Here is a 23,641-nt window from a genome sequence, read left to right on the forward strand (position 1 = left end):
GCCCCTTCCTCGGGAGGGGCTTTCCCGTTTCAGCGTCCCGCTGAAATCGTCGGCCTACCTCCTTTTGCCCTGAATACAGTCTATCGCTAACGCGTGAACAAAATAGTTTCCCCTGTGATTATTGCGTAACGACTCGCAAAGAATATTTGCTGGCAGGATCGCAGACTACAAAGCCTGCGGATTGACAATCTGATTGTGAAGGCATACTTTCAGGAGTGAGGGTAGAGCGGGGTTTCCCCCGCCCTGGTAGTCTTAGTAAGCCGGGAAGCTTATGACTAAGAGCACCACGATGATGATCCACTTCATCATGACCCTTTCCTTATTTAAGGCCCCTTCCTCGGGAGGGGCTTTCCCGTTTCAGCGTCCCGCTGAAATCATCGGCTTACCTCCTTTCGCCCTGAATGCAGTCTATCGCTGACTTGCGGATAAAATAGTTTCACATGTGATTATTGCGTGACGTCTCGCAAAGAATATTTGCTGGCAGGATCGCAGACTGCAAAGCCTGCGGATTGACAATCGGACCGTGAAGGCATACTTTCAGGAGTGAGGGTAGAGCGGGGTTTCCCCCGCCCTGGTAGTCTTAGTATGCTGGGTAGCTAATCACTAAGAGCACCACGATGATGAGTAGCTTCATCATGACCCTTTCCTTATTTAAGGCCCCTTCCTCGGGAGGGGCTTTCCCGTTTCAGCGTCCCGCTGAAATCATCGGCTTACCTCCTTTCGCCCTGAATGCAGTCTATCGCTAACGCGTAGATAAAATAGTTTCCTGTGTTATTACTGGATGCGTGCTCGCAAAAGTGCCTGCCATTCAGACGATTCCCGACAGTGTTTCATAATTCCTCCATTTTTCTCCCTTATTGGCTGGCTACACTAGTATCATTCCGCGAAACGTTTCAGGAAGAGAAACTCTTAACGATGAAAGGCAGTTATAAATCCCGTTGGGTAATCGTAATCGTGGTGGTTATCGCCGCCATCGCCGCATTCTGGTTCTGGCAAGGCCGCAATGACTCCCGGAGTGCAGCCTCAGGGGCGACGAAACAAGCGCAGCAATCGCCAGCGGGTGGTCGCCGTGGTATGCGTGCCGGTCCATTAGCCCCGGTTCAGGCAGCGACCGCCGTAGAACAAGCTGTGCCACGTTATCTCACCGGGCTTGGCACCATTACCGCCGCTAATACTGTTACGGTGCGCAGCCGCGTGGACGGTCAACTGATGGCGTTGCATTTCCAGGAAGGCCAGCAGGTCAAAGCTGGCGATTTACTGGCAGAAATTGACCCCAGCCAGTTCAAAGTTGCATTAGCACAAGCCCAGGGCCAACTGGCAAAAGATAAAGCCACGCTTGCCAACGCCCGCCGTGACCTGGCGCGTTATCAACAACTGGTAAAAACCAATCTCGTATCTCGTCAGGAACTGGATGCCCAACAAGCGCTGGTCAGTGAAACCGAAGGTACCATTAAGGCTGATGAAGCAAGCGTCGCCAGCGCGCAATTGCAACTCGACTGGAGCCGTATCACCGCACCAGTTGATGGTCGCGTTGGTCTCAAGCAGGTTGATGTTGGTAACCAAATCTCCAGTGGTGATACCACCGGGATTGTGGTGATCACCCAGACGCATCCTATCGATTTGCTCTTTACCCTGCCGGAAAGCGATATCGCTACCGTAGTACAGGCGCAAAAAACCGGAAAACCGCTGGTTGTTGAAGCCTGGGATCGCACCAACTCGAAGAAATTAAGTGAAGGCACGCTGTTAAGTCTCGATAACCAAATCGATGCCACTACCGGTACGATTAAAGTGAAAGCACGCTTTAATAATCAGGATGATGCGCTGTTTCCCAATCAGTTTGTTAACGCGCGTATGTTAGTCGACACCGAACAAAACGCCGTGGTGATCCCCACCGCCGCCCTGCAAATGGGCAATGAAGGCCATTTTGTCTGGGTGCTGAATAGCGAAAACAAGGTCAGCAAACATCTGGTGACGCCGGGCATTCAGGACAGTCAGAAAGTGGTGATCCGCGCAGGTATTTCTGCGGGCGATCGCGTGGTGACGGATGGCATTGATCGCCTGACCGAAGGGGCGAAAGTGGAAGTGGTGGAAGCCCAGAGCGCCACCACTTCGGAAGAGAAAGCCACCAGCCGCGAATACGCGAAAAAAGGAGCACGCTCCTGATGCAGGTGTTACCCCCGAGCAGCACAGGCGGCCCGTCGCGCCTGTTTATTATGCGTCCTGTCGCCACCACGCTGCTGATGGTGGCGATCTTACTCGCCGGGATTATCGGTTATCGAGCCCTGCCCGTTTCGGCGCTGCCGGAAGTGGACTATCCGACCATTCAGGTGGTCACGCTTTATCCAGGTGCGAGCCCGGATGTCATGACCTCTGCCGTTACCGCGCCGCTCGAACGCCAGTTCGGGCAGATGTCTGGCCTGAAACAGATGTCGTCGCAAAGTTCCGGCGGTGCGTCAGTTATCACTTTACAGTTCCAGCTAACATTACCGCTCGATGTCGCCGAGCAGGAAGTGCAGGCCGCGATTAACGCTGCGACCAACTTGTTGCCGAGCGATCTGCCTAACCCGCCGGTTTACAGCAAAGTGAATCCGGCAGATCCGCCGATCATGACGCTCGCCGTCACCTCAACCGCCATGCCGATGACCCAGGTGGAAGATATGGTGGAAACCCGCGTCGCGCAGAAAATCTCGCAGATTTCCGGCGTCGGCCTGGTGACGCTTTCCGGCGGTCAGCGTCCGGCTGTTCGTGTCAAACTTAACGCTCAGGCGATTGCCGCCCTCGGCCTGACCAGCGAAACCGTGCGCACCGCCATTACCGGCGCGAACGTTAACTCAGCGAAAGGTAGCCTCGACGGCCCTTCCCGCGCGGTCACGCTTTCCGCGAACGACCAGATGCAATCCGCCGAAGAGTATCGCCAGCTAATCATCGCCTACCAGAACGGCGCGCCGATTCGTCTGGGCGATGTCGCAACCGTAGAGCAAGGAGCAGAAAACAGCTGGCTCGGCGCGTGGGCGAACAAAGAACAGGCCATTGTGATGAATGTTCAGCGCCAGCCCGGTGCTAACATTATCTCCACCGCCGACAGCATCCGGCAGATGCTGCCACAACTCACCGAGAGTTTGCCGAAATCGGTGAAGGTGACAGTACTTTCTGACCGTACCACCAATATTCGCGCATCCGTCGATGATACTCAGTTTGAATTAATGATGGCTATCGCGCTGGTAGTCATGATTATCTACCTGTTTTTGCGCAATATTCCGGCGACCATTATTCCTGGCGTCGCAGTGCCGCTGTCGTTAATCGGCACCTTCGCAGTCATGGTGTTTCTCGATTTTTCGATCAATAACCTGACGCTGATGGCATTAACTATCGCCACCGGATTCGTGGTCGATGACGCCATCGTGGTGATCGAGAACATTTCGCGCTATATCGAAAAAGGCGAAAAACCGCTGGCGGCGGCGCTCAAGGGCGCGGGTGAAATCGGTTTTACCATTATCTCGCTGACCTTCTCGCTGATTGCAGTGCTGATCCCGCTACTGTTTATGGGCGATATCGTCGGGCGACTGTTCCGCGAGTTTGCCATTACCCTGGCGGTAGCAATTTTGATCTCCGCCGTGGTGTCGCTGACTCTGACGCCGATGATGTGCGCGCGGATGCTCAGCCAGGAGTCGCTGCGTAAACAGAATCGCTTCTCCCGAGCCTCGGAGAAAATGTTCGACAGGATAATCGCCGCCTATGGTCGTGGACTGGCGAAAGTGCTGAATCATCCGTGGCTGACCTTAAGCGTGGCGCTCAGCACGCTGCTGCTTAGCGTGCTGTTGTGGGTGTTCATTCCGAAAGGTTTCTTCCCGGTACAGGACAACGGCATTATTCAGGGCACTTTGCAGGCACCGCAATCCAGCTCCTTTACCAATATGGCCCAGCGGCAACGCCAGGTCGCGGATGTGATTTTGCAGGATCCGGCAGTGCAAAGTATGACCTCGTTTGTTGGCGTTGATGGCACTAACCCGTCGCTGAACAGTGCGCGTTTACAAATCAACCTCAAACCGTTGGATGAACGTGATGACCGGGTGCAAAAAGTCATCGCCCGTCTGCAAACGGCGGTCGATAAAGTGCCGGGCGTCGATCTCTTCCTGCAACCAACGCAGGATCTGACTATCGATACTCAGGTCAGCCGCACCCAGTACCAGTTTACCTTGCAGGCCACATCGCTGGATGCGCTCAGCACCTGGGTGCCGCAACTCGTGGAAAAACTCCAGCAGTTGCCACAGCTTTCTGATGTCTCCAGTGACTGGCAGGACAAAGGGCTGGTGGCGTATGTCAATGTTGATCGCGACAGCGCCAGCCGTCTGGGGATCAGCATGGCGGACGTCGATAACGCCCTGTACAACGCGTTTGGTCAGCGACTGATTTCCACTATTTATACTCAGGCTAACCAGTATCGCGTGGTGCTGGAACACAACACTGAAAATACCCCAGGCCTCGCGGCGCTGGATACTATCCGCCTGACCAGCAGCGACGGTGGCGTGGTGCCGCTAAGCTCAATTGCCAAAATTGAGCAGCGTTTTGCGCCGCTCTCCATCAACCATCTGAATCAGTTCCCGGTAACGACTATCTCCTTTAACGTGCCGGATAACTATTCGCTGGGCGATGCGGTGCAGGCGATTATGGACACCGAAAAAACGCTGAATCTGCCGGTGGATATCACCACGCAGTTCCAGGGTAGCACCCTCGCCTTCCAGTCGGCATTGGGCAGCACTGTCTGGCTGATTGTCGCGGCGGTGGTGGCGATGTATATCGTGCTCGGTATTCTGTATGAAAGTTTTATTCACCCGATCACCATTCTCTCGACGTTGCCAACGGCAGGTGTTGGCGCACTGCTGGCGCTAATGATTGCCGGAAGTGAGCTGGATGTGATCGCCATCATCGGCATTATTTTGCTGATCGGTATTGTGAAGAAAAACGCCATCATGATGATCGACTTCGCGCTGGCTGCTGAGCGCGAGCAAGGCATGTCGCCGCGCGAAGCTATTTACCAGGCTTGTCTGTTGCGTTTTCGTCCGATCCTGATGACCACTCTGGCGGCTCTGCTTGGCGCGCTGCCGCTGATGTTGAGTACCGGGGTCGGCGCGGAACTACGTCGTCCGTTAGGTATCGGCATGGTCGGCGGTCTGATAGTCAGCCAGGTGCTGACGCTGTTTACCACGCCGGTGATTTATTTGCTGTTCGACCGCCTGGCATTGTGGACCAAAAGCCGCTTTGCTCGTCATGAAGAGGAGGCGTAAGTGAAGTTTTTTGCCCTCTTCATTTACCGCCCGGTGGCGACGATTTTACTGTCGGTCGCCATTACCCTGTGCGGCATACTGGGCTTCCGTATGCTGCCGGTCGCCCCACTGCCGCAGGTCGATTTTCCGGTGATTATGGTCAGCGCCTCGCTGCCCGGTGCATCGCCGGAGACAATGGCGTCTTCCGTTGCCACACCGCTGGAGCGCTCACTTGGGCGCATTGCCGGGGTTAGTGAAATGACCTCCAGTAGTTCGCTCGGCAGCACGCGCATTATTTTGCAGTTTGATTTTGATCGGGATATTAACGGCGCAGCGCGCGATGTGCAGGCGGCGATCAACGCCGCGCAAAGTCTGCTACCCAGCGGGATGCCCAGCCGTCCGACCTACCGCAAAGCGAACCCGTCGGATGCGCCAATTATGATCCTCACGCTGACATCCGATACTTATTCGCAGGGTGAACTGTACGATTTCGCCTCGACGCAGTTGGCTCCGACGATTTCGCAAATCGACGGTGTCGGTGATGTCGATGTTGGCGGCAGCTCGCTGCCCGCCGTACGCGTCGGGCTGAATCCGCAGGCGCTGTTTAATCAGGGCGTGTCGCTGGACGATGTGCGCAGCGCCATCAGCAATGCCAACGTGCGTAAACCGCAGGGGGCGCTGGAAGATAGCACTCACCGCTGGCAGATCCAGACTAACGATGAACTGAAAACCGCTGCTGAATATCAGCCGCTGATTATTCATTACAACAACGGCGGCGCGGTTCGTCTGGGCGATGTAGCGACGGTGACCGACTCAGTGCAGGATGTGCGCAACGCCGGGATGACCAACGCCAAGCCGGCTATTTTGCTGATGATCCGCAAGCTGCCGGAAGCCAATATTATCCAGACGGTTGACAGCATCCGGGCAAAATTACCGGAGTTGCAGGAGACCATTCCGGCGGCGATTGATCTGCAAATTGCCCAGGATCGCTCCCCCACCATTCGCGCCTCGCTGGAGGAAGTCGAGCAAACGCTGATTATCTCGGTGGCGCTGGTGATTCTGGTGGTCTTTTTATTCCTGCGCTCGGGTCGCGCCACTATTATTCCCGCCGTTGCAGTGCCGGTTTCGCTGATTGGTACGTTTGCGGCGATGTACCTGTGCGGTTTCAGTCTCAATAATCTTTCGTTAATGGCGCTCACCATCGCTACTGGTTTCGTGGTGGATGACGCCATCGTGGTGCTGGAAAACATTGCACGTCATCTGGAAGCGGGGATGAAACCGCTACAGGCCGCGCTGCAAGGTACCCGTGAAGTCGGATTTACGGTGCTATCGATGAGTCTGTCACTGGTGGCGGTGTTCCTGCCGCTACTGTTGATGGGCGGATTGCCGGGCCGCCTGTTACGCGAATTTGCCGTGACGCTTTCTGTCGCCATTGGGATTTCGTTGCTGGTTTCCCTGACGCTAACGCCAATGATGTGTGGCTGGATGCTGAAAGCCAGCAAGCCGCGCGAGCAAAAGCGTCTGCGTGGTTTTGGTCGCATGTTGGTAGCCCTGCAACAAAGCTACGGCAAGTCACTGAAATGGGTGCTCAATCATACCCGTCTGGTGGGCGTGGTGCTGCTTGGCACCATTGCGCTGAATATCTGGCTATATATCTCGATCCCGAAAACCTTCTTCCCGGAGCAGGACACCGGCGTGTTGATGGGCGGGATACAGGCGGATCAGAGTATTTCGTTTCAGGCGATGCGCGGTAAGTTGCAGGATTTCATGAAAATTATCCGTGACGATCCGGCAGTGGATAATGTCACCGGATTTACCGGCGGTTCGCGGGTGAACAGCGGGATGATGTTTATCACCCTCAAGCCACGCGGCGAACGCAGCGAAACGGCGCAGCAAATTATCGACCGTCTGCGGGTGAAGCTGGCGAAAGAACCGGGGGCGAATCTGTTCCTGATGGCGGTACAGGATATTCGCGTTGGCGGACGCCAGTCGAACGCCAGCTATCAGTACACGTTGCTGTCCGACGACCTGGCGGCACTGCGCGAATGGGAGCCGAAAATCCGCAAAAAACTGGCGACATTGCCGGAACTGGCGGACGTGAACTCCGACCAGCAGGATAACGGCGCGGAGATGAATCTGGTTTACGACCGCGACACTATGGCACGGCTGGGAATCGACGTGCAGGCCGCCAACAGCCTGTTAAATAACGCCTTCGGTCAGCGACAAATCTCGACCATTTACCAGCCGATGAACCAGTATAAAGTGGTGATGGAAGTGGATCCGCGCTATACCCAGGACATCAGTGCGCTGGAAAAAATGTTCGTTATCAATAACGGAGGAAAAGCGATCCCGCTGTCGTATTTCGCTAAATGGCAACCGGCGAATGCTCCGCTGTCGGTGAATCATCAAGGATTATCGGCAGCCTCGACCATCTCGTTCAACCTGCCGACCGGAAAATCGCTCTCGGACGCCAGTGCGGCGATCGATCGCGCAATGACGCAACTTGGCGTGCCTTCGACGGTGCGCGGCAGTTTTGCCGGAACAGCGCAGGTGTTCCAGGAGACGATGAACTCGCAGGTGATCCTGATTATCGCCGCCATCGCCACGGTGTATATCGTGCTGGGTATCCTTTACGAGAGTTACGTACATCCGCTGACGATTCTCTCCACCCTGCCCTCGGCGGGCGTTGGAGCGCTGCTGGCGCTGGAGCTGTTCAATGCCCCGTTCAGCCTAATCGCCCTGATAGGGATCATGCTATTAATCGGCATCGTGAAGAAAAACGCCATTATGATGGTCGATTTTGCGCTTGAAGCCCAACGGCACGGTAACCTGACGCCGCAGGAAGCTATTTTCCAGGCCTGTCTGCTGCGTTTTCGCCCGATTATGATGACTACCCTGGCGGCGCTGTTTGGTGCGCTGCCGCTGGTATTGTCGGGCGGTGACGGCTCGGAGCTGCGGCAACCCCTGGGGATCACCATTGTCGGCGGTCTGGTAATGAGCCAGCTTCTGACGCTGTATACCACGCCGGTGGTGTATCTCTTTTTCGACCGTCTGCGGCTGCGTTTTTCGCGTAAACCTAAACAAACGGTAACCGAGTAAATGACAGATCTTCCCGACAGCACCCGCTGGCAATTGTGGATTGTGGCTTTCGGCTTCTTTATGCAGTCGCTGGACACCACCATCGTTAACACCGCCCTTCCCTCAATGGCGCAAAGCCTCGGGGAAAGTCCGTTGCATATGCACATGGTCATTGTCTCTTATGTGCTGACTGTGGCGGTGATGCTGCCCGCCAGCGGCTGGCTGGCGGACAAAGTCGGCGTGCGCAATATTTTCTTTACCGCCATCGTACTGTTTACTCTCGGTTCACTGTTTTGTGCGCTTTCCGGCACGCTAAACGAACTGTTGCTGGCACGCGCGTTACAGGGCGTTGGCGGTGCGATGATGGTGCCGGTCGGCAGGTTGACGGTGATGAAAATCGTACCGCGCGAGCAATATATGGCGGCGATGACCTTTGTCACACTGCCCGGTCAGGTCGGTCCGCTGCTGGGTCCGGCGCTCGGCGGTCTGCTGGTGGAGTACGCATCGTGGCACTGGATCTTTTTGATCAACATTCCGGTGGGGATTATCGGTGCGATCGCAACACTAATGTTGATGCCGAACTACACCATGCAGACGCGGCGCTTTGATCTTTCCGGCTTTTTATTGCTGGCGGTTGGCATGGCGGTATTAACCCTGGCGCTGGACGGCAGTAAAGGTACAGGTTTATCGCCGCTGGCGATTGCTGGCCTGGTCACAGTTGGTGTGGTGGCACTGGTGCTTTATCTGCTGCACGCCAGAAATAACAACCGCGCTCTTTTCAGTCTGAAACTGTTCCGTACTCGTACCTTTTCGCTGGGCCTGGCGGGGAGTTTTGCCGGACGTATCGGTAGCGGCATGTTGCCCTTTATGACGCCGGTTTTCCTGCAAATTGGCCTTGGCTTCTCACCGTTTCATGCCGGACTGATGATGATCCCGATGGTGCTCGGCAGCATGGGGATGAAGCGAATTGTGGTACAGGTAGTGAATCGCTTTGGTTATCGTCGGGTACTGGTAGCGACCACGCTGGGTCTGTCGCTGGTCACCCTATTGTTTATGACTACCGCTCTGTTGGGCTGGTACTACGTTTTGCCGTTCGTCCTGTTTTTACAAGGGATGGTCAACTCGACCCGTTTCTCCTCCATGAACACCCTGACGCTGAAAGATCTCCCGGACAATCTGGCGAGCAGCGGCAACAGCCTGCTGTCGATGATTATGCAATTGTCGATGAGTATCGGCGTCACTATCGCCGGGCTGTTGCTGGGACTTTTTGGTTCACAGCATGTCAGCGTCGACAGCGGCACCACACAAACCGTCTTTATGTACACCTGGCTTAGCATGGCGTTTATCATCGCCCTTCCGGCGTTCATCTTTGCCAGAGTGCCGAACGATACGCATCAAAATGTAGCTATTTCGCGGCGAAAAAGGAGCGCGCAATGAAGTTCTGGCGACCCGGTATTACCGGCAAACTGTTTCTGGCGATTTTCGCCACCTGTATTGTCTTGCTGATCAGTATGCACTGGGCGGTGCGTATCAGTTTTGAGCGTGGCTTTATTGATTACATCAAGCATGGTAATGAACAGCGATTACAACTGTTAAGTGATGCGCTTGGCGAGCAGTATGCGCAGCATGGCAACTGGCGCTTCCTGCGCAACAATGATCGCTTTGTCTTTCAGATCCTGCGTTCATTTGAACACGATAATTCGGAAGATAAACCCGGCCCGGGTATGCCGCCGCACGGCTGGCGTACCCAGTTCTGGGTGGTCGATCAAAACAACAAAGTGCTGGTTGGTCCGCGAGCGCCGATTCCACCTGACGGTACACGACGACCCATTCTGGTCAACGGTGCGGAAGTGGGTGCGGTGATTGCCTCCCCTGTTGAGCGACTGACCCGCAATACTGATATCAATTTCGATAAACAACAGCGGCAAACCAGCTGGCTGATTGTCGCCCTGGCTACGTTACTCGCGGCACTCGCCACCTTTCTGCTGGCGCGTGGTCTGTTGGCCCCGGTCAAACGGCTGGTGGACGGCACGCACAAACTGGCGGCGGGCGATTTCACTACCCGCGTGACACCCACCAGTGAAGATGAACTGGGCAAACTGGCGCAAGACTTCAACCAGCTTGCCAGCACGCTGGAGAAAAACCAGCAAATGCGGCGCGATTTTATGGCCGATATTTCTCACGAACTGCGTACGCCATTAGCGGTGCTGCGCGGTGAACTGGAAGCCATTCAGGATGGCGTGCGTAAATTCACGCCGGAGACGGTGGCGTCTTTACAGGCAGAGGTCGGTACACTGACCAAACTGGTTGACGATCTCCATCAGTTGTCGATGTCTGATGAAGGCGCTCTCGCCTATCAAAAAGCACCGGTAGATTTGATCCCACTGCTGGAAGTGGCGGGCGGCGCATTTCACGAACGATTCGCCAGCCGTGGCCTGAAACTGCAATTTTCCCTGCCAGACAGTATTACCGTATTTGGCGATCGCGACCGTTTAATGCAGTTATTCAATAACTTACTGGAAAACAGCCTGCGCTACACTGACAGCGGCGGTAGCCTGAAAATCTCTGCCGAGCAGCACGACAAAACGGTGCGACTGACCTTTGCCGACAGCGCGCCGGGCGTCAGTGACGATCAGCTACAAAAATTGTTTGAACGTTTTTATCGCACCGAAGGTTCCCGCAACCGAGCCAGCGGCGGTTCCGGGCTGGGGCTGGCGATTTGCCTGAACATTGTTGAAGCACATAATGGCCGCATTATTGCTGCCCATTCGCCTTTTGGCGGGGTAAGCATTACAGTAGAGTTACCGCTGGAACGGGATTTACAGAGAGAAGTATGACCGAGTTACCAATCGACGAAAACACACCGCGTATTTTGATCGTGGAAGATGAACCGAAGCTGGGACAGTTGCTCATTGATTATCTGCGTGCTGCGAGCTATGCGCCGACGCTTATCAGCCACGGCGATCAGGTACTGCCGTATGTGCGCCAGACACCACCGGATCTGATCCTGTTGGATCTGATGCTCCCTGGCACCGATGGCTTGACGCTGTGCCGGGAAATTCGTCGTTTTTCTGACATTCCTATCGTGATGGTGACGGCAAAAATAGAAGAGATCGACCGCCTGCTCGGACTGGAGATTGGCGCAGATGATTATATCTGTAAGCCGTACAGCCCACGGGAAGTGGTAGCGCGCGTCAAAACCATTTTGCGCCGTTGCAAACCGCAGCGTGAGTTGCAGCAACAGGATGCTGAAAGCCCGTTGATTATCGACGAAGGTCGTTTTCAGGCTTCATGGCGCAGTAAAATGCTTGACCTGACGCCTGCGGAATTTCGTCTGCTGAAAACGCTCTCTCATGAACCAGGAAAAGTGTTCTCCCGCGAACAATTGCTCAATCATCTTTATGACGACTACCGCGTAGTAACCGACCGCACTATCGACAGCCACATTAAAAACCTGCGTCGCAAGCTGGAATCTCTCGACGCCGAACAGTCCTTTATCCGTGCCGTTTACGGCGTCGGTTACCGCTGGGAAGCCGACGCCTGCCGCATCGTTTAACATTTTTACCTGCCGGAGAAGGCATTCACGCCGCATCCGGCAACATTATCCCATGCATTGTCGGCTATCTGACATTATCTCTTCGCCCTGGCAACCGCCTGAAAATCGCTCATACTTTAATCGGTAAACAGTCCTTTTAGATGCTGTTTTCGATACGCAACTTCAATCAAGGAGTCATTATGGCTGGTTGGTTTGAACTCAGTAAGAGCAGTGATAATCAGTTCCGGTTTGTGCTAAAAGCGGGCAATGGTGAGACTATCCTCACCAGCGAGCTATATACCTCAAAAGCCTCTGCGGAAAAGGGTATCGCGTCGGTGCGTAGCAACAGCCCGCAAGAAGAACGCTATGAGAAAAAAACGGCAAGCAACGGCAAATTCTATTTCAATCTGAAAGCCGCCAATCATCAAATTATCGGCTCCAGCCAGATGTACGCCACCGCGCAATCTCGTGAAACCGGAATTGCCTCCGTTAAAGCCAATGGCACAAGCCAGACGGTGAAAGACAATACGTAATTACGATGCCGGGCGCGTGTTGTTGGCGTCTGGCGCTTTACCAGCTCCCCCCTACAGCGCTACAATGCCCGCCCTTAAAGTGGGGGCACTCCCCTAACCGCTTCATCAGGTGAAGCGGATCTGACCTGTCATCAGAACGAGAGAATTATGTTTAAACCGGAACTCCTTTCCCCGGCGGGAACGCTGAAAAATATGCGTTACGCTTTCGCTTATGGCGCAGATGCTGTTTATGCGGGCCAGCCGCGTTACTCCCTGCGTGTGCGCAACAACGAATTCAACCACGAAAATCTTCAGCTCGGCATCAATGAAGCCCACGCGCTGGGGAAAAAGTTTTATGTCGTGGTCAACATTGCACCGCACAACGCCAAGCTGAAAACCTTTATCCGTGACCTGAAACCGGTGGTGGAAATGGGGCCGGATGCGCTGATTATGTCTGATCCAGGGCTGATTATGCTGGTGCGCGAGCACTTCCCTGAAATGCCGATCCATCTCTCAGTACAGGCTAACGCCGTGAACTGGGCGACGGTGAAATTCTGGCAGCAAATGGGTCTGACCCGCGTGATCCTCTCTCGCGAACTGTCACTGGAAGAGATTGAAGAGATCCGCAATCAGGTGCCAGATATGGAGATCGAAATCTTCGTTCACGGCGCGCTGTGCATGGCCTACTCCGGTCGCTGCCTGCTCTCTGGCTATATCAACAAGCGCGACCCGAACCAGGGCACCTGCACCAACGCCTGCCGCTGGGAGTATAACGTCCAGGAAGGGAAAGAAGATGACGTCGGCAACATCGTACACAAGTACGAACCGATTCCGGTGCAAAACGTTGAACCGACGCTGGGGATCGGCGCACCAACCGACAAAGTGTTTATGATCGAAGAAGCCCAGCGTCCGGGCGAGTATATGACCGCGTTTGAAGATGAGCACGGCACTTACATCATGAACTCGAAAGATCTGCGCGCCATCGCCCATGTTGAACGCCTGACCAAAATGGGCGTGCATTCGCTGAAAATCGAAGGCCGTACCAAATCTTTCTACTATTGCGCACGCACCGCGCAGGTTTACCGTAAAGCTATCGATGACGCAGCTGCGGGAAAACCATTCGATACCAGCCTGCTGGAAACCCTGGAAGGTCTGGCGCATCGTGGCTATACCGAAGGTTTCCTGCGTCGTCATACTCACGACGATTATCAGAACTACGAATACGGTTATTCAGTTTCTGACCGCCAGCAGTTTGTTGGTGAGTTTACCAGTGAGCGCAAGGGCGACCTCGCGGCGGTAGCGGTGAAAAATAAATTCTCCGTTGGCGACAGCCTTGAGCTGATGACGCCGCAAGGGAACATTAACTTTACCCTTGAGCACATGGAAAACGCCAAAGGCGAAGCAATGCCGGTCGCACCGGGCGATGGTTATACTGTGTGGATCCCGGTGCCGCAGGATCTTGAGCTAAATTACGCGCTGCTGATGCGTAATTTCTCCGGGGAAACCACGCGTAACCCCCACGGTAAGTGATTAATTTCGATTATTTTTCCCGGATGGAAAATTCTTAGAAACCGATCACATACAGCTGCATTTATTAAGGTTATCATCTGTTTCGCTGAAAAACATAACCCATAAAATGCTAGCTGTACCAGGAACCACCTCCTTAGCCTGTGTAATCTCCCTTACACGGGCTTATTTTTTGTGCATAAACCATAGAGACGGATTGATCCCAGGTGACCGTCTTCCATTGACCACATCGATAGAATCCCCCTTCATAGCACGATGCCTTTCACTTAACGGCATCGTGCTCGTACAGGTTCCGGCTACGCACAATCAGAACGCGCATGTTTGACGCTTACCAAAAAATATTCTCACTCTCCACATTTGAATGTCAGACGAGCGACGCCATGTAATCCTGCACCTTCTGTCTTCAGGTCAACTATCTGCATTTTTTTGCCCTGAGTAACACAGAAATGAGCTGCATCATTTTTTACTATATTTTCTGCACCAGAAATTCTGCCCCTGGCTAAAGAAGCTTCGGCTTCGGTGTAGTATTGGTTATCGAGTTTACGCTGAATATTACTTTTATATGCAAGACCAAATTTACCGATACTTGTTTCATCATTATGCACAGCACAACCAGACATAAGAAAAATACTAATTAATGATATAGCAGCTATCTTTTTCATCTCACCTTCCCCCATTAAATACCAACGACACGCTCTGGTGTTTAAATATAATAATGGCATGATTATTATAATTGAATAGGATTATAATAAATGTTCTGTACAACATTTCCTACATAAGTAGGAATTACATACACGGAGGCCCTTCCGGGTAACCCCATGGGGGGGTTAATATATTTTTAATAGTATATTGAAGATGCCACTGTTTAGTTGAATATTAGGTATATGCTCTTTTTTGAAATTTACCGGTGGCTACCGTTAACATTCACTGTCCCCATTGCAAGCTCCTGGTGGTAACCACTGAATCCTCCATACTTGAACTGATTTTTTATCCTCCGACTTTCATCCTGTTCTGACTCCACCTTTTCTTTTCTGCTCTACACTATCTACAGACCAATCATAAAGGCACATACGATCATGGCAGAATTTCCCGCCAGCTTACTGATTCTTAATGGCAAAAGTACTGACAATTTACCATTGCGCGAAGCAATTATGCTGTTGCGTGAGGAAGGAATGACGATCCATGTGCGGGTCACCTGGGAGAAAGGCGATGCCGCACGATATGTAGAGGAGGCCCGGAAGTTGGGCGTCGCAACGGTGATTGCCGGTGGTGGCGATGGCACCATTAATGAAGTTTCTACGGCGTTGATTCAGTGTGAGGGGGATGACATACCCGCGCTAGGAATTTTGCCATTAGGAACCGCCAATGATTTTGCCACCAGTGTAAGGATTCCTGAGGCACTGGATAAGGCGCTGAAACTGGCAATTGCCGGTGACGCCATTGCGATAGATATGGCGCAGGTCAACAAACAAACCTGTTTTATTAATATGGCGACAGGCGGATTTGGGACGCGTATTACCACAGAAACGCCGGAAAAATTAAAAGCCGCGCTGGGTGGCGTCTCTTACATCATTCATGGCTTAATGCGCATGGATACTCTGCAACCGGACCGTTGTGAGATCCGCGGTGAAAACTTTCACTGGCAAGGTGACGCCCTGGTCATTGGTATTGGTAACGGGCGTCAGGCCGGTGGCGGTCAGCAATTGTGCCCGAACGCGTTAATTAACGATGGCTTGCTGCAACTGCGCATTTTTACCGGCGATGAAATTCTTCCGGCTCTCGTATCAACATTAAAATCTGACGAAGATAACCCGAATATTATCGAAGGCGCTTCGTCGTGGTTTGATATACAAGCCCCACACGAAATCACTTTTAATCTTGATGGCGAACCGTTGAGCGGACAAAACTTTCATATTGAAATACTTCCGGCGGCGTTGCGTTGTCGATTACCACCAGATTGCCCATTGTTGCGTTAATCACACTATTCTCTCTTGAACCAGGGAGAATCCGTAATGCCGGATGCGGTGTAAAAACTTTATCCGGCATACAGAGCAATACTACACCGTAATTAATTTCACCCGTGTCTTCTGCAATGCCAGTTTATCCACCTCTGACACGGCATCATCGGTAATAATAATGTCAATTTTTTCGATTGGCAGTACCTGATTAAAACCGCGACGATTAAATTTCGATGAATCGAGAACGGCAATCACTTTATTTGCGGCTGTAACCATCGCCCCGCTAATCGAATAACCTTCATTAAAGGTCGTAATACCATTAACCGCATCAATACCATCAGCACCGACAAACATTAAATCGGCATTAATATCCTGCAATGAACGCTCGGCAATGGAACCATGCATCGAGCGTGTTTTATGGCGGACGGTCCCACCACAGACGACCAGAGTAATGTCTTTATTTTCGGAAAGGGCAAATGCTGCCGGGAGACTGTTGGTAATCACCGTGATATTTTTGGCGGTCATTAATCCTTCGGCGATAAGCATTGTCGTACTTCCGCTGTCGAGAATAACGGTCATCCCTTCGTGGATCATTTTGACTGCCGCCTGCGCTATTCTGTTTTTTGGCGCGCTGGCGAGCTGAAATCGCTCTTTAAACCCGACTTCCTGGGTCTCGGTTTCACTATTACCGGACATTATTTTCGCCGCACCGCCATGAAAGCGCGTAACCACGCCTTTTTGTTCGAGAAAGCGCAAATCGGCACGGATTGTCGCTTCCGAGGCAGCAAATACTCCCGCCAGATCCTGAACAAGCACGGTTCCCTGTTCATTCACTAATTGGATGATCTTATTCCTTCGCTCGAATGAATTCATCGTCATTTACCCATATTCAATTGTGGCTAGTGTAAACGAAGGGGGACCATTGGTGAATGATCTGTTTTGCACAATACCGGGCCAGCATCACGCTGGCCCGCGGTTTCAGGGAATGAGCAACACTTTGCCCGGCATAGCATTACGAGCGATGTCACGCACCGCCTGGGTGAAGCTTTCAAAGCTTCCACGGTGAGCGATTAATGGCTCCAGGCTTAACTTACGTTCTGTCAGCAACCGGCTCGCCGTTTCCCACTCCTGCCCCGGCCAAGGGCTGGAGTAGTTCATCCAGCTGCCGATAACCGTCAGCTCTTTACGTAATATTTTGCCAAACGTTGTCGATGTTAAATGCAGATCCTGATGCAACGTGCCCACCAGCGCCAGCTGGGCATGAGGCCCGGCAATCTCTACCGCCAGTTCGACGGTTTGCGGGACACCAGCCGTCTCGAGGATAAGCTGATTAAAGCGCAGCTCGCGTAAAACGCCCTGCATTTGCGGCGCGCTCATTTCAAGGCTGTTAAATGTTTGCATCGCACCGAAAGATTTTGCCAGTGCCAGTTTTTCTGAGCTAATGTCGATAGCCGTCACACTCTTTGCTCCCAGCGCGACAGCGCACTGAATTGCCAGCAGGCCAATGGTTCCGGCACCAATAATAATAACGTTTTTATTCTCACAACCTTGCGCTAAATGAAAAGCATGCAGGCCAACGGTAATCGGCTCAATAAAAGCCCCATCCTCAATAGACATATCCGTGGGTAGAGCAAAGACATTTTTTCGCTTAACGACAATATATTCAGCAAATCCACCATCACGCCGCGAGCCAATAAAATCATATTTTTCGCACTGGGAATAAAACCCTTTTAGACACTCTAGACAAGTAAAACAGGGTAATAACGGCACACAGGCAACCGCATCGCCAGGGTGTAAATCATCAACACCGGATCCCACCGCATCAATATAGCCGCTAAATTCATGGCCTAACGTTATTGGATAATAATGTGCACCATTTTTAAATATCCTGGGTAAATCGGAACCACATAATCCCGAGCTGGCAATTTTTACCCGCACCTCATCCTGATGTTTAATTTCAGGAATGACGCTTTCTGCAACGCGCACGATACCATCAGTATCATTCACCACTGATTTCATAAAAACTCCTGATTATTAAGGGGGATAACCTCCCCCTCAGGTAAAAATTATTCTGCGAGAACGGCTTTCTCTTGTTTAATAAAGCCGCGCGCTCTACGCCAGGTCATGAAAATACCGGTAAGATAAATGGCACCGATAATAATGAAACCGGGAATATTTTGCGGGGAGAAAACCTGAATCAGTAACCAGGTAATGGGAGAACCGCCCTGATCCATTGAAGCCACCATACCCCCGGCTTTTAACGCCCCAGCATTAGCCGCCAGTTGGGTGTGCAAAACAATAGTTTGCGTCGCGATCCACAGGGTGATGCTCATAATGATGACACCCGAGATTAAGGTGCGGAACAGATTTCCACGATGCACCGCGACCGCCATCGCCACGAAGAAGCCGATAGTTGCAAGATCGCCAAACGGCAGCACCTGATTACCCGGAACACAAACAGCAATTAAAATGGTGAGAGGGATAAAAATCAGGCTTGCCGATACCACCGCCGTATGCCCCAGCAGCAACGCCGGATCAAGGCCAATCAGGAACTCCTGACCGCCGAACTTCGCCTGTAAACGACTACGGGCCTGCTTAGCGATGGGCGTTAAACCATCCATGATGGGTTTAATCACCCGCGGCATCAGCAGCATAACTGCCGCCGTCTTTACCGCCAGCTGCAATACACCTTTGACATCGTAACCCGCGAGGATGCCGATAATCAGCCCCATCACAAAACCCACGGTGACAGGTTCGCCAAATGGGCCAAACTTGCGCTGAATATCATCGGCACTAAATTTAATTCGGTTAACGCCTGGGATTTTCTCGATGATAGCATCGACCAGCACCGCAATTGGCCCCAGATACGCCGACGTACCGTGCGGAATAGCAATGCCTTCCAGCTCAAAGAAATTTCGGGTATCGCGGGCAAACCAGTCGCCGAGCTTATAAACAAACGCCGCGTGAATTACCACACCCGCCATCCCTATCATCCATGAACCGGTTGCCAGATGCAGCAACGCGCCGGTGAAGGTCATATGCCAGATATTCCAGATATCAACATTTACCACCCGCGTCATACGGGTCAGTAACATCGCCACGTTAACCAGAATCGCAATCGGAATCGCCACCAGCGCAATTTGCGACGCCCAGGTCATTGGTGAAGAGCCCGGCCAGCCGACATCGACCACATGCAGATTCAGGTCGAAATTTTCCGCCATCGCTTTCGCCGCCGGACCAATGGAATCCAGCATTAAGCCAATCACAAGGCCAATGCCAACAAAGCCAATCCCGATATGCAGACCTGCTTTAAAGCAATCGCCTGCCTTCATGCCTAATATTTTAGAAAAAATAATGATGACAATCGGCAGCATCACCGTAGGGCCGAGGTCGAGAATATAACGCATGACTTCTGAAAACATAGGTCACCCCTGTAAGATAGTCAGAATTTTATTTTGTAATGCTTCGATACCGACACCAGAAACAAAAGGCATGCCGTGAACTAACGGAATATCGCCAAAACTACGGTCAACTTTGGCGGTAGTACATATCAAATGCACACCATCCATATAGGTCTCTATTTCATTAACCCGACACTGGATTAATTCAACAGGAATATTATGACTCTGACACAACTCTTTAATTTCTTCCGCCGCCATCGTAGAGGTCGCAACCGCGCCTCCGCAAGCGACAATAATCTTGCGTTTCATAAATAGTCCTTTTTATTGTTACAGAGGGATTTATTCGTCTGAATCTAAAACATACTTTGTGAAGTATTCCTTTAACTGGGTTTCATGAAGAGTGATTAGTGTCTCGACGATCTCGGGCTGTTGTAACTTGCCAAATAAACAGCGTAAAAGTTTCAATTGCTGCTGCGGATTTTCCACAATTAACGCAATAACCAACGATACCGCCACGTCGTTATCATCATCCGCTTGCTGAAAATGAACTTTATTTGTTGGCCTTAACAGATAAATGGCTGACGACTTAGCATGAATCGCCTCACAATGCGGTATTGCAATGGCGTGCTGCTCAAGCATTATCCCGGTAGGGAATTCTGCTTCTCTGGCAATTAATGCCTGTGGCCAGGTATCATGAACCACACCTTTCGCGAGCATCTCATTACCGATATGGGTTAAAACTTCGCTACGATCGACAAAAGAAATTCCGCTACGAACAAACAGGTTAGTCATATACCGTCCTTATTCCGCACAGCCGTAGCGATAGGCGCGCAAAACATCATAAATTTTATCCATAATCAACTGATGCGGTATTGCTGATAATTCCCCGGACTGAATGCGTTCAAATTGTTTAGGAAGATACTGACTAATCATGCCCAGAGGGATTTCCATGCCTTCCAGATTCACCATCATCGTTTCGACGCTATTTTTAATCCGACTATGCGGCCAGTAATAACGAATACGATCCGACAGGCTGTAACGAATATCCAGTAATGAATCGTTAAAACCCGGGCGATAATATTTCTTCCAGTATTGCGGTTCGTCGAGCATCACTTCTTCAATTACCGCCAGGCAACCGCTGCGATTTTCGGGGGCGATAAGTTCCTGCTCAATTTGCGCCAGCGCAAATATCGCCTCACGTAAAGCAAAGGTTAATGCGGGACCGACTTTCAAAATTGCAAAATGATCGCGAACTAATTCCCGATAGGCCGTCTGAGTCTGGTAATCGGTAGAATGTGCTTCATAAACCATTCGGGTGTTTTCTATCCATTGCGCCAGCGCCTGCGCTTCCTGCGGCTGATAATGGATAATATTGCTGTGATCAAATTCCACGCCCGGCTGCACCACGATGGCAATCACGCGTGTTAACGCCTCTGTCAGCCCACGGGCAATAAAGGCCTTTTGATGCGTACGTAAAGTATTGGCGGCATCTTCAACATGGGTGATGTGTACTGACTGAATGGCGCTGGCCTCACCGCCCGGAACCGGAACTTCGGTGCCAATGACATAGCTCAGTTGCTCACGCTGGCAATCTGTCGCCACACTTTCCGCAGCAAAGCAAAGCACAGCAGCTCGTTCCGCAACCGTTTCTGGTGCTAACGGTATGGGATCCCCCGCGCAGGACATTGACGCATCAAGATGAATTTTACTGAAGCCAGCACGAACATATGCCTTTACCAGCTCGACGGATTTTTCCATCGCCGCATTCGCATTTTCTTGCTGCCAGCAGTTTGGCCCCAGATGGTCGCCGCCGAGAATAATGCGCTCGCGCGCAAATCCCACTTTATCGGCAATCGCAAAAACAAATTCGCGAAAGTCCGCCGGTGTCATGCCGGTATAACCGCCAAATTGATTGACCTGGTTTGACGTTGCTTCAATCAGCACTTTGCGCGTGCTGTTGCGATCAAATGCCAGCGCCGCTTCGATAACCAACGGATGGGCAGAACAGACTGAACATATGCCGATATGTTCACCAGCTTTATGCCGGGCAATTAACGTTTTCATATTTTTTCCTTGTTAAATGGCAGGTGCGTTATGCCCTGCCCTCGCAGCCACAATCGGCAATCACTTTGCTCACCACATCGCGCATTGCGGATTTAGCCGACTGCAAATAATCCCGGGGATCGGTCGCTTCGGGGTGCTCGGTCAGGTAATTTTTTAACGCCTGCGAGAAGGCATTTTTCAGCTCCGTTGCAACGTTGATTTTGCATATCCCCAGTTTGATGGTTTGCTGAATATCCTTAGTCGATAATCCTGACGCGCCATGCAGCACCAGCGGTAAGTTCACCCACTGGCGAATGTTCTCCAGTCGAGAAAAATCAAGCACCGGTGCGCTGGCATACATACCATGAGCCGTGCCGATGGCGACCGCCAGGGAATCAATTCCGGTTGCCTCGGCAAATTCACGCGCCTGAGCGGGGTTGGTATAAAAAGCATCGGCTTCATTGACTTGCACATCATCTTCCTGGCCGCCAAGTTGCCCCAGCTCCGCTTCGACGCTGACATCAAAGCGATGGCAAAAATCCACCACCTCTTTGACCCGTGAAATATTTTGCGCAAAAGGCAAATGCGAGGCGTCAATCATGACTGAGCGCACGCCAGAACGAACCTTCTGAGCGATATCGTCAAATTTCGTGTGATGGTCGAGATGAATTGCCAGTGGATGGTGATATTGCTTCGCCATCGCGCTGACCAGCGCCAACAGATTTTCTGTACCAGCATGAGTAAATGTGCCAGGCGTTCCGGCGATGATGACCGGCGCATGCAGGTTGGCAGCGGTTTCTACCACCACTTGCATCGTTTCGAGATTGTGAATATTGAATGCCGGAACCGCATAACCGCCGCGCTGCGCGTTGTTCAGCATCTGCTTTGTCGATACCACGTACATTTTCATATCCTGTCGTTTGCTTTCGATTTCAAAATATAATGAAATGATTTGTCTTTAAATGTCGAGATAACGATCACAAAAACGACAATATGAAAATTATTCGAGGAGTGAAAGGCAAAAAAAACGGCCTCCCGATAGGGAAGCCGTAGCAAAGTGCGCGTGTTTTTATGCCGGATGCGACGTAAACGCCTTTTCCGTCATACGTGGTAGTGCTGTTCGTATAAGGCGTATCAGGCGATAGTAATTTTGCTATCGAGATAAACGTCCTGCACGGCGTTAATCAGTTTCACGCCGTCAGCCATCGATTTCTTGAACGCCTTACGTCCAAGAATCAGCCCCATTCCGCCAGCGCGTTTGTTGATGACCGCAGTACGCACTGCATCGCTGAGGTCAGTTTCACCGCCTGCAGCACCGCCGGAGTTTATCAACCCTGCCCGGCCCATATAGCAGTTAGCTAACTGATAACGCACCAGATCAATCGGGTTTTCGCTGGTCAATTTGCTATAAACACGATCGTCGGTATAACCGTAATTAATCGCTTTATAGCCGCCGTTATTTTCCGCCATTTTTTGTTTAACGATATCTGCACCTATGGTCGCCGCCAGATGGTTTGCCTGACCGGTCAGGTCGGCGGAAACATGGTAATCAACGCCATCTTTCTTAAAGGCGGAGTTACGCAAATAGGCCCACAGCACTGTCACCATGCCCAGCTCGTGCGCACGTTCAAAAGCCGCAGAAATTTCTTCAATCTGGCGACGTGACTCTTCCGAGCCAAAATAGATAGTCGCCCCAACCGCCACCGCGCCCATGTTGAACGCCTGCTCCACGCTGGCATACAGCGTTTGATCGTAGGTATTCGGGTAACTTAGCGTCTCGTTGTGATTAAGTTTGACGAGGAATGGAATGCGATGCGCGTAACGCCGCGATACCGATGCCAGCACGCCGTAAGTTGACGCCACACAGTTACAGCCCGCTTCGATCGCCAGTTCAACAATGTTTTTCGGGTCAAAGTAGAGCGGGTTAGCAGCAAATGAAGCTCCGGCAGAGTGCTCAACGCCCTGGTCAACCGGCAGAATAGAAAGATATCCTGTGCCAGCCAGACGCCCGGTGTTGTACAACGTCTGCATATTACGTAACACCGCTGGCGGGCGATTATTGTCAATCATCACGCGGTCTACGTAGTCATGTCCGGGGAGATAAAGCTGGTCAGAAGGAATAGTCATACAACGGTGCTGTAAAAGGTTGTCGGCGTCTTTGCCAAGCAACTGCGCAATATCTGTCATTACTATGCTCCCGTAAATTCCGATTGGATATCGGCTATGGATTGTCCTGGCCCGCCTTTTGCGGGCAATCATAATCCTGGTCGTTACAGGCGAGTTTTTCCATCTTTTGGATGTTTTTTCAGCGTTTTCTGTTGGC

General features: G+C 52.0%; 20 protein-coding genes. 9 read left to right on the forward strand and 11 right to left on the reverse strand.

Annotated elements, in window-relative coordinates:
* Positions 1-252 precede the first annotated feature (252 nt).
* Both ACJHX3_RS12355 and ACJHX3_RS12360 read right to left on the reverse strand, forming a co-directional pair.
* Positions 253-309 (reverse strand): type I toxin-antitoxin system Ibs family toxin, encoded by a 57-nt coding sequence (locus ACJHX3_RS12355; protein ID WP_012767741.1) that lies wholly within the window; start codon positions 307-309, stop codon positions 253-255.
* 271 nt (positions 310-580) lie between these two features.
* Positions 581-637 carry a type I toxin-antitoxin system Ibs family toxin gene (locus ACJHX3_RS12360; protein WP_001386901.1) on the reverse strand — a complete coding sequence of 19 codons (57 nt, stop codon included), beginning with the start codon at positions 635-637 and terminating at the stop codon, positions 581-583.
* A 278-nt stretch (positions 638-915) separates the two neighbouring features.
* Here ACJHX3_RS12360 and mdtA point away from each other — a divergent pair, with 278 nt between their 5' ends.
* The 8 genes from mdtA (at position 916) to yegQ (ending at position 13,919) form a co-directional block, all read left to right on the forward strand.
* Positions 916-2,163: a multidrug efflux RND transporter subunit MdtA gene (gene mdtA / locus ACJHX3_RS12365; RefSeq protein ID WP_000679017.1), complete on the forward strand. Its 1,248-nt coding sequence runs from the start codon at positions 916-918 to the stop codon at positions 2,161-2,163.
* Positions 2,163-5,285, forward strand: coding sequence for a multidrug efflux RND transporter permease subunit MdtB (mdtB, locus tag ACJHX3_RS12370; RefSeq protein ID WP_061092864.1), 3,123 nt, complete (start codon positions 2,163-2,165; stop codon positions 5,283-5,285). The genes mdtA and mdtB overlap by 1 nt, the downstream gene beginning before the upstream one ends.
* Entirely contained in the window at positions 5,286-8,363 is a 3,078-nt protein-coding gene (gene mdtC, locus ACJHX3_RS12375) for a multidrug efflux RND transporter permease subunit MdtC (RefSeq protein ID WP_042064045.1), read from the forward strand.
* Entirely contained in the window at positions 8,364-9,779 is a 1,416-nt protein-coding gene (locus ACJHX3_RS12380) for an MFS transporter (RefSeq protein WP_094308680.1), read from the forward strand.
* The gene (gene baeS, locus ACJHX3_RS12385; protein ID WP_042064043.1) at positions 9,776-11,179 is read left to right on the forward strand and encodes a two-component system sensor histidine kinase BaeS; all 1,404 of its coding nucleotides are present in this window, start codon (positions 9,776-9,778) and stop codon (positions 11,177-11,179) included. Before ACJHX3_RS12380 ends, baeS begins: the two co-directional genes overlap by 4 nt.
* A complete protein-coding gene (baeR, locus tag ACJHX3_RS12390) occupies positions 11,176-11,898 on the forward strand; it encodes a two-component system response regulator BaeR (protein ID WP_000137880.1) in 723 nt (240 codons plus the stop codon). Before baeS ends, baeR begins: the two co-directional genes overlap by 4 nt.
* A 179-nt stretch (positions 11,899-12,077) precedes the next feature.
* Positions 12,078-12,410 (forward strand): YegP family protein, encoded by a 333-nt coding sequence (locus ACJHX3_RS12395; protein WP_000929408.1) that lies wholly within the window; start codon positions 12,078-12,080, stop codon positions 12,408-12,410.
* A gap of 147 nt (positions 12,411-12,557) precedes the next feature.
* Complete coding sequence (gene yegQ, locus ACJHX3_RS12400) at positions 12,558-13,919, forward strand: tRNA 5-hydroxyuridine modification protein YegQ (RefSeq protein WP_001520824.1); 1,362 nt, start codon at positions 12,558-12,560, stop codon at positions 13,917-13,919.
* Between the two features lie 341 nt (positions 13,920-14,260).
* On the opposite strand, the gene yegR is transcribed toward yegQ, so the two are convergent.
* On the reverse strand, positions 14,261-14,578 hold the full coding sequence (gene yegR, locus ACJHX3_RS12405) for a protein YegR (RefSeq protein ID WP_001308758.1): 318 nt from the start codon (positions 14,576-14,578) through the stop codon (positions 14,261-14,263).
* Positions 14,579-14,992: 414 nt separating this feature from the next.
* On the opposite strand from yegR, the gene yegS reads away from it, so the two are divergent.
* Positions 14,993-15,892: a lipid kinase YegS gene (gene yegS, locus ACJHX3_RS12410; protein ID WP_000807371.1), complete on the forward strand. Its 900-nt coding sequence runs from the start codon at positions 14,993-14,995 to the stop codon at positions 15,890-15,892.
* An 81-nt stretch (positions 15,893-15,973) separates the two neighbouring features.
* On the opposite strand, the gene ACJHX3_RS12415 is transcribed toward yegS, so the two are convergent.
* From ACJHX3_RS12415 to fbaB, 8 genes are all read right to left on the reverse strand, one after another.
* Positions 15,974-16,747, reverse strand: a complete 774-nt coding sequence (locus ACJHX3_RS12415) for a DeoR/GlpR family DNA-binding transcription regulator (RefSeq protein ID WP_001295426.1) — start codon at positions 16,745-16,747, stop codon at positions 15,974-15,976.
* A 105-nt stretch (positions 16,748-16,852) separates the two neighbouring features.
* Positions 16,853-17,893 (reverse strand): galactitol-1-phosphate 5-dehydrogenase, encoded by a 1,041-nt coding sequence (gene gatD, locus ACJHX3_RS12420; RefSeq protein ID WP_094322003.1) that lies wholly within the window; start codon positions 17,891-17,893, stop codon positions 16,853-16,855.
* Between the two features lie 47 nt (positions 17,894-17,940).
* A complete protein-coding gene (locus tag ACJHX3_RS12425; RefSeq protein WP_094308678.1) occupies positions 17,941-19,296 on the reverse strand; it encodes a PTS galactitol transporter subunit IIC in 1,356 nt (451 codons plus the stop codon).
* A 3-nt stretch (positions 19,297-19,299) separates the two neighbouring features.
* Positions 19,300-19,584 (reverse strand): PTS galactitol transporter subunit IIB, encoded by a 285-nt coding sequence (gene gatB / locus ACJHX3_RS12430; RefSeq protein WP_000823282.1) that lies wholly within the window; start codon positions 19,582-19,584, stop codon positions 19,300-19,302.
* 30 nt (positions 19,585-19,614) lie between these two features.
* The gene (gene gatA / locus ACJHX3_RS12435; RefSeq protein WP_094308677.1) at positions 19,615-20,067 is read right to left on the reverse strand and encodes a PTS galactitol transporter subunit IIA; all 453 of its coding nucleotides are present in this window, start codon (positions 20,065-20,067) and stop codon (positions 19,615-19,617) included.
* A 9-nt stretch (positions 20,068-20,076) separates the two neighbouring features.
* Positions 20,077-21,339, reverse strand: a complete 1,263-nt coding sequence (gene gatZ, locus ACJHX3_RS12440; protein WP_094308676.1) for a tagatose-bisphosphate aldolase subunit GatZ — start codon at positions 21,337-21,339, stop codon at positions 20,077-20,079.
* 28 nt (positions 21,340-21,367) lie between these two features.
* Positions 21,368-22,222, reverse strand: a complete 855-nt coding sequence (gatY, locus tag ACJHX3_RS12445) for a tagatose-bisphosphate aldolase subunit GatY (protein ID WP_001308759.1) — start codon at positions 22,220-22,222, stop codon at positions 21,368-21,370.
* A gap of 230 nt (positions 22,223-22,452) precedes the next feature.
* Positions 22,453-23,505 (reverse strand): class I fructose-bisphosphate aldolase, encoded by a 1,053-nt coding sequence (fbaB, locus tag ACJHX3_RS12450; RefSeq protein WP_000129551.1) that lies wholly within the window; start codon positions 23,503-23,505, stop codon positions 22,453-22,455.
* Positions 23,506-23,641: the final 136 nt, after the last annotated feature.

This window comes from Escherichia sp. WS1265, from assembly GCF_046487585.1.
Classification (GTDB): Bacteria; Pseudomonadota; Gammaproteobacteria; order Enterobacterales; family Enterobacteriaceae; genus Escherichia; species Escherichia coli.